The 14760-nt window shown below is 38.4% G+C and carries 12 protein-coding genes; 5 read left to right on the top strand and 7 right to left on the bottom strand.

Annotated features, from left to right (window positions below):
• Positions 1–8: 8 nt before the first annotated feature.
• Positions 9–1466 carry a SpoIIE family protein phosphatase gene (locus EXT43_RS03480; protein ID WP_062564400.1) on the top strand — a complete coding sequence of 486 codons (1458 nt, stop codon included), beginning with the start codon at positions 9–11 and terminating at the stop codon, positions 1464–1466.
• Positions 1467–1569: 103 nt separating this feature from the next.
• Positions 1570–3024 (top strand): sigma-54 dependent transcriptional regulator, encoded by a 1455-nt coding sequence (locus EXT43_RS03485; RefSeq protein WP_062564399.1) that lies wholly within the window; start codon positions 1570–1572, stop codon positions 3022–3024.
• Here EXT43_RS03485 and EXT43_RS03490 read toward each other — a convergent pair.
• Positions 2993–4027, bottom strand: a complete 1035-nt coding sequence (locus EXT43_RS03490; protein WP_062564398.1) for a glycosyltransferase family 4 protein — start codon at positions 4025–4027, stop codon at positions 2993–2995. The genes EXT43_RS03485 and EXT43_RS03490 overlap by 32 nt on opposite strands.
• 20 nt (positions 4028–4047) lie before the next feature.
• On the opposite strand from EXT43_RS03490, the gene EXT43_RS03495 reads away from it, so the two are divergent.
• Entirely contained in the window at positions 4048–4380 is a 333-nt protein-coding gene (locus tag EXT43_RS03495; RefSeq protein ID WP_062564397.1) for an Hpt domain-containing protein, read from the top strand.
• Here the strand turns inward: EXT43_RS03495 and yvcK are convergent.
• Entirely contained in the window at positions 4345–5250 is a 906-nt protein-coding gene (gene yvcK / locus EXT43_RS03500; RefSeq protein WP_063529898.1) for a uridine diphosphate-N-acetylglucosamine-binding protein YvcK, read from the bottom strand. The two genes, EXT43_RS03495 and yvcK, sit on opposite strands and share 36 nt — an antisense overlap.
• Before the next feature lie 173 nt (positions 5251–5423).
• Here yvcK and EXT43_RS03505 point away from each other — a divergent pair, with 173 nt between their 5' ends.
• The gene (locus EXT43_RS03505) at positions 5424–7394 is read left to right on the top strand and encodes a response regulator (protein WP_062564395.1); all 1971 of its coding nucleotides are present in this window, start codon (positions 5424–5426) and stop codon (positions 7392–7394) included.
• Between the two features lie 41 nt (positions 7395–7435).
• Here the strand turns inward: EXT43_RS03505 and EXT43_RS03510 are convergent, their stop codons facing one another.
• From EXT43_RS03510 to EXT43_RS03530, 5 genes are read right to left on the bottom strand one after another with little or no spacing between them, the layout of a single operon-like run.
• The gene (locus EXT43_RS03510) at positions 7436–8758 is read right to left on the bottom strand and encodes a Na+/H+ antiporter family protein (protein ID WP_062564394.1); all 1323 of its coding nucleotides are present in this window, start codon (positions 8756–8758) and stop codon (positions 7436–7438) included.
• 8 nt (positions 8759–8766) lie between these two features.
• Positions 8767–10707, bottom strand: coding sequence for a DUF3488 and transglutaminase-like domain-containing protein (locus EXT43_RS03515; RefSeq protein ID WP_062564393.1), 1941 nt, complete (start codon positions 10705–10707; stop codon positions 8767–8769).
• Positions 10708–10709: 2 nt separating this feature from the next.
• Entirely contained in the window at positions 10710–11669 is a 960-nt protein-coding gene (locus EXT43_RS03520) for a DUF58 domain-containing protein (protein WP_130166334.1), read from the bottom strand.
• A gap of 3 nt (positions 11670–11672) precedes the next feature.
• Complete coding sequence (locus EXT43_RS03525; protein WP_062564391.1) at positions 11673–12566, bottom strand: MoxR family ATPase; 894 nt, start codon at positions 12564–12566, stop codon at positions 11673–11675.
• A gap of 7 nt (positions 12567–12573) precedes the next feature.
• Positions 12574–12969: a response regulator gene (locus tag EXT43_RS03530; RefSeq protein WP_054553848.1), complete on the bottom strand. Its 396-nt coding sequence runs from the start codon at positions 12967–12969 to the stop codon at positions 12574–12576.
• A 768-nt stretch (positions 12970–13737) separates the two neighbouring features.
• Here EXT43_RS03530 and EXT43_RS03535 point away from each other — a divergent pair.
• The gene (locus EXT43_RS03535; protein WP_130166335.1) at positions 13738–14385 is read left to right on the top strand and encodes a hypothetical protein; all 648 of its coding nucleotides are present in this window, start codon (positions 13738–13740) and stop codon (positions 14383–14385) included.
• Positions 14386–14760 lie beyond the last annotated feature (375 nt).

A 14760-nucleotide genomic window follows, 5' to 3' on the forward strand; every position in this document is an offset into this window, starting at 1 on the left:
GAATCTGAATGGACTGCTTATATCAAAAATCATTTAGTTTAGACTGGCCTACAGTTAGTGAGATTCGTCATATTTTAAAACATGTTTTAACAGCGATTAGTGTTAAAAATCAAGATATTGATGCAGCAGGGTTAGTAGCAACCGAGTACCTAACTAATCTGTTACGCCATAGCCAAGAAACGTCAATGCATGTGCAGTTTGCTATGCATAAACTGCCCGATAAACAGCTGCTAATAGAATTTAAAGACAGCATGCCAAGCTATGATTTATTTAATCAACAAGCATCAGGGTGGCAATTAGACAGTGGCGAGTTAGTGGAAGGTGGCATGGGGGTGGCGCTCATCAAGCATTACTTTCCAAACGCTTGTTATAAAACTGTTGGCCAACAGAATACATTCTCTTTTTGTTTAACCAATATAGATAAACGACCCACGCTTATTTACATAGACGATGATAAGGCACAACTTGCTTTACTGAATGCATATTTATCTGAGCATTTTCAGGTTATTTGCTGTGAGGACAGTGAATCTGGTTGGCAAGAAATCCTAACCTCTGGGGCAACAATTTTATTGCTTGATCATAAACTTAAAAATGGCACCAGTGAGCCTTTACTTAAAAAGCTTAATCAATCTAACCTAAAAACTAATTTATCTGTGGTTATGCTGACAGGTGATGACAGTGATGAACTTATAAAACGTATAAACCTTCTAGGGGTTGATGATTATTTAGTAAAACCCGTAAGCAAAACTCGCTTATTGCAAAGTATTGAACGCATTGTGCATCGTTTTTCTGCATTAAAGTATTTAATTAACGAAGAGCGTATGCAAACAAGGCAAAAAATAGGGGAGTTTAATGCCTATAATTTTGGCTCTATTATAAGCCAAAATGGTGGGGATTTTTGTATGTATCCCCACCAGCAGCAAGCGCCCGTGATCATTGGCGATATGATGGGGCACGGTATAACAGCACTAAAAGAAAGTTTTGCCATAAAGGGCTTTTTAAGTGGCTGTTTAGCGACAGAAATCCCGATACAAAACGTTTTAACAACCTTGAACCAAGCCCTGTATGAACAGCGGTTATGTAAAACTAGTTTAGTCACTTTACTAATAAGTTTTATTGAAAATAACATACTTCATTGGTTTAACGCAGGTCATCCAGCCCCCTGTGTGATAACCAAAAATGGTAAATTGATCCAGCTAAGCGGCACTGATCCCTTGCTTGGCCTTAGTGATGATCATGTTTATCAACATTATAGTTATGACTTAAAAGACGTTGAACACATTTTATTGTTCACCGATGGTTGGCTTGATAATCAGCAATTAAGCGATGTTGACCAAATTATTACTAAATTAACTGACGAAAATGTGCAAAGTGAGGAGTTTGCTTATGCACTTTGGCAGGCAAGCCAAGTTGAGTTAACTGCTGAAATAGACGATGCCTCGTTAATTGTGATCAATAAACACTAAAGTTTGAGTTTACAAACCGGTCAAATACGCACTAAGCTACTAATAAGGAACTGTTAAATAATCACTTTATCTCAGCATAAAACGATAATAAAGGAAGTCTGTAATGCCACCTAAAATACTCATTGTTGAAGATACAGAATCGCTAGCGCTGATGTACCAATCATATTTGATCCCAACCGGGGTCGAAACACGCATTGCCTACAATGGTGAGCAAGCTGTCTTTGCATTACAGGAGTTTGAGCCTGACTTAGTGATTTTAGATGTTATGCTGCCAGATATGAACGGGCTAGATATTTTATCCTCTTTAGACCCAGATACAGCTCCACAAGTGATTGTTTTAACAGGGCATGCCACTAAAGAAATGGCAATAAAAGCCATCAAACTCGGTGCCAGTGACTTTCTAGAAAAACCAATCGAAGCCGATCGTTTTCGCATTACAGTAAACAACGCATTAAAACTTAAAGATTTAAAACAAACAGTCAAAAGCTATCAAACAACTTACGAGAACGGTAAATACTATGATTTGATTGGTAGCTCATCAGAAATGCAATCTGTTTACCAAATAATAAAATCAGCATCAGCAAGTAAGGCCACCGTGTTCATTACCGGTGAAAGCGGGACAGGTAAAGAGCTCTGTGCCCGTGCGGTACATTTAGCGTCACCGCGTGCGAATAAACCATTTGTAGCCCTTAACTGTGCAGCAATACCAAAAGATCTAATCGAAAGTGAAATATTCGGTCACTTAAAAGGGGCGTTCACTGGCGCGATTGCCAATCGTGAAGGGGCGGCTGGCCAAGCTGATGGTGGTACGTTGTTTTTAGATGAACTATGTGAAATGGACGTCAATCTGCAAAGTAAACTACTGCGCTTTATACAAACCGGTTGTTACCAGCAAGTAGGCAGCGAAAAAGAAGTTAAAGTGGATGTACGCTTTGTATGCGCCACCAACCGCGACCCATTATTAGAAGTGCAAGAAGGCCGTTTTCGTGAAGACTTATATTATCGCCTACATGTTATCCCAATTGCCTTACCGCCGTTGAATCAGCGTGGCAAAGATGTGATCGAAATTGCCGATGCATTATTTAAAAAAATAAGTAAAGAAGAAGGCCGTGCATACAAAGGCATGTCAGAAGGCGTTAAAAATCTATTTTTGAGTTATGGCTGGCCTGGTAATGTTCGCCAATTAGAAAACACCATACGTAACATTCTCGTTTTGCATGATGAAGCTTATATTGAAGCGAGCATGATCCCAGCATTACCAAATGCACAAAATCAATCACAACCAGTAGCAGCAACTGTTAATACTGTAACCCCAGAGGTGATGCCGTCACAAAGCTTTACATCGCCATCAATGGAAGCAGCTCCTGTTATCAGCGAAGTTGCAACAGCATTTTCTCAAGCCGATATTGAACCGCTTTGGTTGGTAGAAAAACGTTATATTGAGCAAGCCATTGATGCTTGTGATAACAATATTCCTAAAGCTGCCGCTCTTTTGGATGTGAGTCCATCTACGATTTATCGTAAAATTAAAAGCTGGGAAGAGATGCAAGTAAGCTAGAGTTATAGACTCTATCTAGCTGCTTAAATTGCTGCTCTCCAGAAAAACGTTGTTTAACAAGTCTTTGTGCATTGCCTAGCATGTAATTTCTTTGATCAACACTCAACATAAGTACGTTGTTTAGCTGTTTATGCAAAGCATCGCTTGTACTTTCAGTCATCATTAACCCATTTGATAGGTGATTAATTATCTGTGGTAACTGACCAACAGGCGATGCAATAACGAGTACCCCGTGTGCCATTGCTTCTAATGCCACCATAGGTAGACCTTCAGCCCGAGAGCAGATCACCAATACATCAAGTTGTTGCCATATTTGTTGTTGCTCACACTGGCCATGATAACTCACCGCTGACAAATCAAGCTCATTGACCATAGGGCCATCACCAAACATATGAAATTTTAAGTTAGGTGTGTTGAATCGTTTGGCTGTTTCAATAAAAATGTCAGGGCCTTTTTCATGGGATAAACGACCAACAAATCCAACGTTTAATTGATCATTATTTTTTAGACCTAAAACTTTAGTAGGCTCATTTACTTGAATAAAATTTTCAAGTAATTCAGCATTGTAAAGCTCTTCGGTGAGTTTGCTAGAAACAGCAAAGTTAAGTGAAAAGTAACTTAGCAATTTGTCGAGCTTATTGTAAAAATAAACCTTACCCGTGCCTGCTTCTCCAGCATGATAAGTTGAAATACAAGGGCGGTTTTGCCAGCGACACACTAACTTGCCCATGATACTTGCCTTGTACCCATGGGTATGGAGTAACGCTGAGCGAGGAAACATTTTTAGTATTTCGTTCAAGCTTTTTAAATTTCCGCCAGCAAAACCGAAAGTGATATTTGCATTTTCTAAGCGCTTATATAATTCACGGTTATTATGATCTTGATAAAATAGTACCGAGCTCATAATATTATATCGTTCTAATAGCTTACTCATGGCAATCAAATGGCTTTCGATGCCACCAATTAAGCTTGAATCTACGAATAAAATAACACTATATTTCATATTCACTCCAAGGTGAGACCATGATAGATACTGCGACCTTTACGCAATTACAACAGGATGTTGGTGACGACCTAGCAAAACAACTTTTGCAGGTATATATCACTGAGTCCCGCCAAATCGTTGCAGATCTTGCTGACGCAACGAAACAGTCCGAAATCGAAATAAATGCCCACAGTTTAAAAAGCAGTAGCCGTAGTTACGGGGCATTAGCCGTAGGCGGCCTTGCAGAACAAATTGAGCAAAAAGCGAAGACATCACAATATGACGATGAATTACAAAGCTTAATAGCCTTACTGCAAGACCAATTTGCACAAACGCTAACTCACGCGCAAAGTTTGATTGCTACTGACTAGTTGCTCAGCTTCTAGGCTTAACGGCATTTTTAATATTTCGCCAAATACATTACTTAGCTGCTCAATGTCGTGCTGCTGGTTTGGCGATTTAACAACATCGTCAAAGTGAGACACAATTTCACTAAGCGCATCTAAAGAGATACTCATGTCACAAAACCGGTAACCAAGCATGCCTTCGAGCCAATCAACCGGTTGCATATCGAGCGATTTAATTACGCTGGCTTCTTTGGCAATATTTTCGATAAATAATCGGCATGCTGATGTTTGTTGCACCGCTTTAGCTATGTCTTCAACTAACATGGCAGGCATTACACTGGTAATTAAACTTCCAGGGCCAATTATTAGCATATCGGCGCTTTCAATAGCTTGAACCACACCAGGAGCAGCATTCACATCTTGTGAGAGCGTTAAATAGTCTGGGAGCTCTTCTTGTGAATCAATATCGCATTCACCAAATACTTTGATGCCTGATGACATAACCGCTAGTAAATCAGTCGGTTCGTCTGACATAGGTAGAATCGTTTCTGAATTACCCAACATGGCATTGAACCATGCAACCGCTTGAGTTGCTGAGTTAGTTTGTTGGGTTAAGCTTAATAAGGCTAAATTACCAAGGCTGTGACCATTAAGTTCACCACCATCAAAACGGTGGTGAAAAACTTGATGGATTAATGAGTCACTATCAGCTAATTGCAAACAACAACGTCTAATATCACCAAGGGCTACTACATCTTGGCTTTTACGTAATTTACCTGTGCTTCCGCCGTTGTCTGTGGTTGCAACGATAGCTGTCAGTTCGGCGCAGTGAGGTCTAATTGCACTTAACATATGGGATAAACCGTGTCCGCCGCCTATGCATACTATTTTCATAACAGTCACCTTGGTTAAACTTGATTAATATTTAGTTAGCATGGGCCGTACCAAGTGTTCGGATTTATATAACACAATGAAATTTAAATAATTTATTTTGATATTTTTATGGCTAAACTGAGAACTGTTTTCTATATTTGCAATATGCGATGCAATATTAACTAGGAATGGCAATGGCAGAGTTAAACTTAGAGCAATTACAACTTGAGCTAACGGCATTTCATGGCATAAACGATAGCCGTGCATTAAAAGCTCAACTTGAAAAAGTGCTTCTGCCATATTTTTCGTTTAAAGAGTTTTGCTTAATAAACTTCGAAGATTCAAAAGCATCCCTCGAAATGCGTACTATTAAGTACATTGAATTTGACGAAACAATATTAAAGTCAAAGTTACAACAAGCGCAGTCACAGTGGTTATTTAATGAAGATAACTCACTGTTTTATAGTAATGAGTTCGTAAATAATCTAATTTTTCATGTTGATATCTCTGAACACACAACGCAGTGTTTGGTCTTTTTCGATATAAAAGAGCAGGCTAGTTTTAATGATAAATCACAAACCGCAATTAAAATCTTATTACAGCAAGTAGCGGTTCAATTAGCTGCGCAAACAAGGCTTAACAGGCAAAAGTTTCACTCAACCTCTTTACTAACAAGACTAGGCGAGTTATCTGAGTTATTCAGAGACTTCGCCAGCGAATGGTTTTGGCGTACTAATAAAGATGAGCACTTTATTAATGTTTTAACTACCGCCAGCCACAGTAACTTATACAAGCGCCATTTTTTACATAAAAATTTCGATGCCATCATCACTGAGCAGGAAAAAAATCAGTTAAAAAAATGGTCACACTTTAAACACTTGCTGGCAGATCATGCTGAATTTTTAGATTTTGAATTTGAAGTTAATTCGTCGCCTCCGGCCTGGGTCTCTTTGAGTGGTAAGCCACAATTTGATTCAAGCGGGAAATTTCGCGGTTATTTAGGTATTGCCAAAGATATCACTGTAAATAAAGACCGCGAGCAAGCACTACAATTAGCAAAAGAAAAAGCCGAAGAAGCAAACCAAGCAAAGTCTCAGTTTTTAACGGTGATGTCTCATGAGATCAGAACACCTATGAACGCCATTGTAGGCATGTTGGAGTTGTTAGCCGATTCAGAACTTAATGACAAGCAAACACGTTGGCTCGATTACGCAAACTCAAGCGCTGACTTATTACTTGATTTGATCAGTGATGTACTGGATTTTTCAAAAATTGAAAGTGGCTCGATGGAGCTTGATGTTAAAGCAACAGATATAAATGCGCTGGTTAAAAATATTACTGCACAGTTTCAAGAAACCACTCAAGGCTCTAATGTATTATTTACCACAGAGATAAGCGATGGCTTACCAAACAAAATTAATATCGATGGGGTTCGGGTCGGGCAAATTCTGTTTAATATTTTAGATAATGCCTTTAAGTTTACCAAAGTAGGCACTGTCAATTTCAGAGCCGATTTTAATGACACCCATTTGTTATTTGAGATAGCAGATACTGGTCAGGGGATCTCTCAATCTCAAATAGCCAGCATTTACGATGCCTTTAAACAGCATGATTACGGTGTAAATCGACAAGTAGAAGGGATTGGCCTTGGGCTTAGCATTACCAAAAGCCTAGTTGATTTAATGAAAGGCGAGATAAGAGTGGCAAGTGCAATCAATATTGGTACTAAGTTTAATATTTACATACCATACTCTATCGTCGCCGATGATCAGCAAGCTATTGAACATGAGCAAACTCTTGAGCCAATGGCTATTCTTGTTACAGAAGATAACAAAACCAACCAAGTACTTATAAAAACCTTTTTAGAAAAGCTCAATCACCATGTCACCCTTGCAGATAATGGCCAACAAGCAATTGATAAAGTACAACAGCAAAGCTTTGATTTAGTTTTGATGGATATGATGATGCCAGTGATGGATGGTATTACAGCAACTAAATACATGCGTGAAGAATTAAAAATGACTTTACCCATTGTCGCCTTAACAGCTAATGCATCTCATCAAGATAAAGCCACTTGCTTAGAAGCAGGGATGAACAAAGTGCTGACAAAACCCATTCGCTTTCATGATCTAAACCGCGCACTGCGTATTTTGTTTAGCCAATAAAAAAGCCCCAAATGGGGCTTTTAACAAAAAGTAACTCGACTCTACAACACCATTGCCGCAACCCAGCCAGCAACAAGTAGCGGAATATTAAAATGGATGAAAGTAGGCACCACTGAATTCCAAATATGGTCGTGTTGACCATCTGCATTTAGGCCAGATGTTGGGCCAAGTGTTGAGTCAGAGGCAGGGGAGCCTGCATCACCTAGCGCACCAGCAGTGCCAACCAGTGCAGCTGTGGCCATGACCGAAAAGTTTAATTCCATACAAAGTGGTACAAACAGGGTGGCTATAATTGGCACTGTCGAAAACGAGCTACCAATGCCCATGGTGATCAATAAGCCAACGAGTAAAATTAATGCTGCGGCAAGTGGCTTGTTACCCTCAATCATTCCTGCAGCAGAGCTAACTAATGAAGCAACATCACCCGTTGCTTTCATCACCGAAGCAAAGCCTTGCGCCGAAATCATAATAAAGCCAATCATCGCCATCATAGCAATGCCTTTGCTAAATACATCGCCGTTTTGCTCAAGTTTTACAACACCAAATAAGGTAAATATAGCTACCCCAACAAGACCACCTAGGATCATAGAGCCGCTAATATTTTGTGCCACTAATGAACAAAGTACGGCGGTAATTCCCACTGCTAACACCTTTTTAGGCTGCTCAATTACAACCTCTTGCTGTTGCTCTGTTAGGCTGTGAGACTCGTAACTACGGCGTTTTCGATAAGATATAAACACCGCAACCAATAAACCAAATAACATCCCAATGGCTGGAATGATCATTGCCATCGGCACTTGAGTATTAACAATTTCTAGGCCATTTTCAGTGAGGTTCTTGTGTAGTATCGAGTATAAGTAAATGCCACCAAAACCATAAGGTAGCACCATGTAAGAGGTGGCTAAGCCGAAGGTTAAGATACACGCAATGGCACGTCTATCAAGGCGTAACTTGTTAAACACCACAAGTAGAGGCGGAATTAGAATTGGTATAAAAGCGATATGTACGGGTATCAAATTTTGTGATGAAATCGCACACAGTAAAATAATACTTAATATAAGATAACTAAGCGTTGTTTCGCCTTTATGGCTATTCTCGTTCACTTGCTTTAGTAACTTAGACGCTAAAATACGTGTTAAACCTGACTTAGAAATAGCCACCGCAAATGCACCTAACATCGCATAGCTCAGTGCTATTTCAGCGCCGCCCGATAAGCCATCATTAAATGCATTAACGGTTTGTGATAAACCAAGGCCTGCGGTCAAACCCGCTACAATTGCGCTTACCGTCATCGCCACAATGACATTAATTCGACAAAGTGTCAGGATCAGCATCAACATAACGCCGACAATTACTGCATTCATATTGTTCTCTATTTGGCTGTTTTGAGAGAGTTTAACAGAACTCGTACGCGGTTTTTGCGATTTTGGTTATATGATTGCTGTTGATAACGTACTTCGATGATTATTTGCTCAAACTCACTTAAATATGCCTCTGATCTAGGCTTTTGCTGTTTAATTAAAGCAATATTTTGTAGTGGCGTGTTGGTATCAACTGGCTCAATGCCTTGCTTTTTTGCCCACAGGTAAAGCTTAGTGATGTCATCAACCAGCGGCTCTCTACTTCGAATAGGGCGTTTGTTATATAAGAAATAGCCAGTAAAGCTCAGTAATAATGTACCTAACACAATTAAAGGTGTTAGCCATGCTGACTTATTACCAAAAAGTGAATCAAATAGACTTTGTTGTGATTCTTGGTCGAACGTAAGCACCCAGTTAGTCCATTTATAGTCGAGTTCTTCAAGATGAATTCTAAGCCAGTTTATTGCTTTAAAATGGCTCCAGCGTTTTAGACCAAAGTTAAGATTATCGTTAAAGCTTTCGTTTAAATCACCCAGTTGTGATAACGAACCGTTTAAACGTTCCGGGGCAACAACAGCGGTAGCATCAAATATGTGCCATTTTTCATCAAAGAACACTTCAACCCATGCATGGGCATCATATTGGTAAATGTTCAGCGTAGCGGCTTTAGTTTGTTCTCCGCCTAAATAACCAGACACAACACGGGCAGGGTAACCGGCTACACGAAACATAAATGCAGCGGTGCTGGCATAGTGACCACAAAAGCCACGTTTGGTATCAAACACAAACTGGTCTAGCGTATTATCACCATTCATGGGTGTAGGAGTTAATGTGTAAGCAAACTGCTGCTGATTAAAGTAATCAAGCAACGCGTTAAAGTAAGCTTGCGCATTTTCATGCTCAGCAGCCAGCTCGTTTGCCAGTGCCGTCGTTTGCGGATTAGTTGTTTTCGGTAAGCGGGTATATAAGCGTTTTTCAAAGTCATTTAGGCTCAGCTTAGCCTCACTACTAGTTACCGCGTATTTAATGTTTTTGTTTAAGTTACCTTTACGTTTTAACAAGCCATTGTAGGTTGAGTGCACATCAGAATTAGCACTTTGCGCAAAGCCAAGCCCAAACAGCCAGTTTGATGATGAGGGCTCTGCAATAACCTGATAATTAACGCTATTACTTTGAGTAATTGTACGGCGAATTGGGTTAAATTGTTGAGACTTCAAAATGTCCGATATTAGCCATTCACTACCATTAAACTCATCATGAATAAGGCTGCGCCAGTAATAGGGGGCTTGTAAGGTTTGCCCTGGCTGTTGTTCTACCCGAAAAACTAAGTCATCAGATTCCGCTAATTTCGCAATAGAAAAGGGGTTAACTTGCTCTGATAAACCCGTCTTAGCAAGCTTTGGCCCCGGTAGCTGCCAAAACGCTGGAATTTTAGGTAAAAATAAAATCAAAAACGCCGCTATGGGTAAGGCTAGTAGTATGGTTTTAAAACTTTGTTTGTTAGCGGCCTTAAAGCTTTGCGGGCTAGTTAAATAGCCAAGTACCGCGAAGTTAACAATGTAAAGTACACTGACTACCAAGGTTTCAAATAACCCTTGATGAAACAAATACACCGTTGAAAGGTTAAAAAATACTAGTAAACAAACGGTTTGATACTGTTTAACGGTTTTCGCTTGTAGCAATTTAAAACTGCTAGCAAGTAGCATCATGGATACAAATAACTTGACCGTATCGCTCACGCCGACCAGAACAAATAAGGCAACTAAGCTAACCGCAGCCAAAATATTCGCCACCAATCCATTTAGTTTTTTATAAAACTTACCTAAAAACAGGTTTAAAAAGCTAAGGCCAGCCAATATGGCTAAGAATGGAGTAGGCACTTCAGTAAATAAAAAGCCACTGGTAACAATAAACAGCAGTGATAAAACGGTATTTATAAGCGGTGTATTCATAATTAAAACTCCGCTAATGCTTGCAAGCAGGCTTTTTGATGGTTGATCCCTTGGCCTTTCGCAATGTGTTTATTGGGTAAGGTTAACGAAAACGCCATTTGTTGGTCGGTTAATTGGTTCACCAAAAAACATAACTGGCTTAATCTATGCTCATTATTGCCACTCAACATATTGAAATTAAGTGCTAATTCCTGTGATGCGTCACTGGTAAATTCTTTCGTTAATAGCTGCTGAGTTTTAGCGTAGTGTTTCCACGATACCTTATTAAGCGCTGTACCTTGCACAAAAGGAGCAAGCTGATAAAAGTCATCATTACCGGCTTTAACTTGTGCGTTATCGCCGTCGTGTTCGTCATTGTCATGGAGCTGAGTATCAAGCTTATCAGTGGCGATAGGCTGAGGGTAAACATAAACCGTTTCGGTTGGCTTTATATAACTCCACACAGACACCAAACCAAATGGAAAATGACTAATGATTTTGATTCTATCAAAGCCATATGCACCACGTTCACTGCATTTGAGCGCTATTTCAACGGTCTTTTTATCTTTACTTTGCAGTGACACAGTTTCAGATTCAAGGTTGTCATTAATCAGTTTTATAAGTTCACAGTATGATTGTGCTTGAATTTGAAAACGCGCAATAGGGGCTTTTGGCGCATAACTTTCGTTTACTGACTGGTATTTAACCGACAAACCTCGCACATTTTTATAGCCGGTGAGTATCGCAAACACCAAAACAACCACCATTAAATACGCCATGGCTAAAATCAGGTTGTTTTGATAGTTAATGCCCATCACAAAGTTCAGTAATGCAATTAGTAAAAACTGCCCACCAAGTTTTGAGGGTAATACATAAATCGTTTTATGTTGAAGCTCAATTTCGTTGGTTTTATGCTTATTTTTTAATAACTTATTAAAAACTAACTGACGAAATTGATCAATAAAAGCAGGGCGCTTAAACATGTTTTATAAGCTTACAGGTACATGTTTAAGTGCATAGCCACTGTCACCAGCGTTTAAGCCAAGCCTGTGATCAGTCACGCTTGGGAAAACCGCTTGTACATCTTCAGGCATTACAAAATCACGACCTTCAATATACGCCCATGACTTTGCAGCTCGGGCAAGCGCAATGCTGGCTCTTGGAGATAGTGGGTTTACAAAATGGTTATCTTGGCGAGTAAACGCAACTAGCTCAAGGATATAATCAACCACCGAGTTGCTGATCGTTACTTTGTTAATTTCTTTTTGAATAACAGCAAGTTGCTCAGGATTAATACGAACAGGCAAGTCGTCATAATTACGGTTGTTTAGGCCTAAAATGAGGTTTTTCTCAGCTTGTTTATCTGGAAAGCCTAAACTAATACGCATGAAAAAGCGGTCTAATTGCGACTCTGGTAACGGATAAGTGCCAGATTGATGCACTGGGTTTTGCGTAGCAATCACAAAAAATGGTGATGGTAGGGCGTGTTTAACCGAATCTACCGTAACTTGTTTTTCTTCCATTGCTTCTAACAGTGCACTTTGTGTTTTAGGACCTGCACGGTTAATTTCATCACCTAAAACAACTTGGCTAAATACCGGACCTTGATGAAAAGAAAAACTATGTTCTTTAGCATCAAAGATATTTGTACCAAGAATGTCAGAAGGTAATAAATCGCTAGTGAATTGAATGCGTTGATATGACAAGCCAAGAACTGCGGCAAGTGCATGAGATAAAGTGGTTTTTCCCATGCCTGGTAAATCTTCAATTAACAGGTGGCCTTCACTAAATAAACACGTAAGGGCGAGTTTGATTTGTTGTTGCTTACCAAAAATGACCGTTGATAGGTCGTCTATAATGAGTTGGATTGTCGAATTCATAAACTACTTAATTTGTTATGGTTTCCATCAATTCTAGACGTTTCATAACAGAGTCGACTTTTTTTGCGTTGAATGGTTTGGCGATAAAACCTTTTGCACCTAATTCCCAGGTGTTTTGCACATTCTCAAGACTATTATGGCCAGAGCACATAACAACATGAGTATGAGGATGGCGGTCATTTAAGTATTCAAGAATTTCCGTACCGTCAGTATTAGGTAGTTCAATATCAAGAAAGATTACGTTAGGCGACTTTTCTTCAATAACGGTTTTAGCTGATTCAAAATCTCGACTTTCTAAAATATCGTCAAAACCAAGACCAGTTAAAATTTGATTTAGATAGTCGCGGATATCTTGCATATCATCGATTATCAGAATAGGTTCTAACGGCTTCACAAATTCCATATCGTTTACATCTTATCGTTACATCTCAAGTTGATAGTTTTAATATAAGTCATGAGATAACTAAGCTCAAGAAACATACACTAATAAAATGAATAATATGATAAAACACCACCTTAATGTCCGATACCGTCTAGTATTGGACTTAACATGCGCAGAGAATAGGTATAGCTATGTATAGATAGTTAACTTCCTATAATTTATATTATGTTAAATTAGTTATTTATCTTTATAAGCAGGTTCATTAGTCGTTAGATTTTAAGGTTTTTTAGCCCCTTTTTTGCTTAATTTGGGTTTTCACGGTTTTTAGCTTTTTATGAAGTTCTCATTTTTACTTTGTAAATTTTCAACACGCCTTACTTCATTACAATAAGACTACAACGATGACTTTTTACAGTCTTAGATTTGAAATGCCTTTCTTGTACGGCTTCCCAAAAATATAAAAGCAATTTTGGTTTCACTTCCTGTAACCATTATGGCTTTAAGTTCATTAACTATGATTAATTTTTACAACAAGCTGTTCGTAATAACGAAAGCCACGTAGATGCCCTTCAAGCTCAAATTAGATAGCTGTACGATTTGATTTAAGTAAGCTAGACGCTGAATATCATTGGCAATGACTTAATCAAAATGAGTGATCAGCTTGCTTTAAAAGATATTGTGTTAAAGTATGGAGATAAAAAAAGAGCATAAACGTAGTTATGAGAGAAATATCTCTCATAACACTTTAATTGTTCTGTTAATTTAGATTTGTTAAATAAGGAAATTCGTTTGTCAGACTTCACAGATACTATTTTAAAACTCTTATCAGCACTTACAGGAATAAAGACTGCCCTTAAGTTGTTATTGATGAGTATTTTCTTAATAGCTTTTGTATTTTATATAAAAGTAGATAAGGAGATAGATACTTCAATCTTAAACACCATTGTGTTTGCTGTTTCAGCTTCACTTGCTTTTTTACTTGTTGAATTATTGTATTTTTTTATTGATATGAACAAGAAAAGAAAAACCAAAAAAGCTCAAACACTCAAGTTAGAAAAACAAAAAAAAGATTTCTTAGAAAGTTACAACCGATATAAACCATTTATTGATCCTAATTCAAGAGTAATATTGAAAGAGCTATCAATCAAACCCTATCCTATTGAAACCGATAATGATGGTCTAAGAAATTTATTGGAGCATAGATTTATTGAACCACTTGAAAATGTTGGACTTAGGATGGCGTTTTTTAAATTAAACCCAATAATTAATAATCAAGTAGTCTCTGATTGGGAGTCTGAAATAAAAAATGAATTACAGAAGTTTGAGTCAAAATTTAAAAACTTTAATGAAGTACTTAATTGTATGAGGTCTGATCTTAAAGATGCTCCCACATTAGATGGTGAGATATACGACAGATTCAACATCATATCGAACTGAAACCTTCTTAAGTCAAGAGGTTCAACCCCCTTACAGTGTGAATTCTATTTTCCGAATGATTTCACAAGAAGAGTTATTGAAGGTATTAAAGGCTGTAACTATGTTACTAGTCGAAAAATATATTCTACTTTAATTTGAAGCTGCTTAAAGCAGCTTCATAATTATTCTAACGCTTCTGCTAATGCACTAACTATTTCATCATCAAGCTTGTTTTCTGACTTGCTTGCTAAGTGCTTAGCCGTAGCTAAACAGATTCGTTTTATAAATGCTTCGGTTAGCAATTTGGCTGCTAATTACTTACCTAATGTCGCTATCATAATTTATCCTGTAGTTTCGTAATATCTTCACCGTGTTTTTTAATTACCTGTTTTATCC

The sequence above is a fragment of the Pseudoalteromonas sp. CO109Y genome (genome assembly GCF_004208935.1).
GTDB lineage: Bacteria > Pseudomonadota > Gammaproteobacteria > Enterobacterales > Alteromonadaceae > Pseudoalteromonas > Pseudoalteromonas shioyasakiensis.

Bases quoted from the DNA above. Each gene is read 5' to 3' on its own strand.
- EXT43_RS03485 (WP_062564399.1), top strand. From the start codon at position 1,570: ATGCCACCTAAAATACTCATTGTTGAAGATACAGAATCGCTAGCGCTG.
- EXT43_RS03515 (WP_062564393.1), bottom strand. From the start codon at position 10,707: ATGAATACACCGCTTATAAATACCGTTTTATCACTGCTGTTTATTGTT.
- EXT43_RS03525 (WP_062564391.1), bottom strand. From the start codon at position 12,566: ATGAATTCGACAATCCAACTCATTATAGACGACCTATCAACGGTCATT.
- yvcK (WP_063529898.1), bottom strand. From the start codon at position 5,250: ATGAAAATAGTATGCATAGGCGGCGGACACGGTTTATCCCATATGTTA.
- EXT43_RS03530 (WP_054553848.1), bottom strand. From the start codon at position 12,969: ATGGAATTTGTGAAGCCGTTAGAACCTATTCTGATAATCGATGATATG.
- EXT43_RS03495 (WP_062564397.1), top strand. From the start codon at position 4,048: ATGATAGATACTGCGACCTTTACGCAATTACAACAGGATGTTGGTGAC.
- EXT43_RS03520 (WP_130166334.1), bottom strand. From the start codon at position 11,669: ATGTTTAAGCGCCCTGCTTTTATTGATCAATTTCGTCAGTTAGTTTTT.
- EXT43_RS03510 (WP_062564394.1), bottom strand. From the start codon at position 8,758: ATGAATGCAGTAATTGTCGGCGTTATGTTGATGCTGATCCTGACACTT.
- EXT43_RS03505 (WP_062564395.1), top strand. From the start codon at position 5,424: ATGGCAGAGTTAAACTTAGAGCAATTACAACTTGAGCTAACGGCATTT.
- EXT43_RS03480 (WP_062564400.1), top strand. From the start codon at position 9: ATGGACTGCTTATATCAAAAATCATTTAGTTTAGACTGGCCTACAGTT.
- EXT43_RS03490 (WP_062564398.1), bottom strand. From the start codon at position 4,027: ATGAAATATAGTGTTATTTTATTCGTAGATTCAAGCTTAATTGGTGGC.